The following is a 216-nucleotide window of genomic DNA, read 5'->3' on the forward strand; positions in this document are numbered from 1 at the left end:
TAAGAACGTGGGCACGGCGCAAGAGCGCCTTTGCCCACCCGACCTCACTCACTTTGTGGTGCCTTTAGTGCGTATTAGAGACGTGCTAGAGCCCACCCATGTCCTTCCCCTCCTCCGTCGATGTCGCCATCATCGGAGCCGGTGCAGCCGGCCTCGGCGCGGCGCATGCGCTCGGTGGCTCCGGCCTCTCCGTGATCGTGCTGGAGGCGCGCAACC

The 216-nt window shown here is 65.3% G+C and carries 1 protein-coding gene; it reads left to right on the forward strand.

The window, feature by feature from the left end:
- Window positions 1-98: 98 nt before the first annotated feature.
- Window positions 99-216 (forward strand): NAD(P)-binding protein (locus tag AOQ71_RS46830; protein WP_245316610.1); only part of this gene is annotated, 118 nt, incomplete at its 3' end.

Origin of the sequence: Bradyrhizobium manausense, from assembly GCF_001440035.1 — a bacterium.
Classification (GTDB): domain Bacteria; phylum Pseudomonadota; class Alphaproteobacteria; order Rhizobiales; family Xanthobacteraceae; genus Bradyrhizobium; species Bradyrhizobium manausense.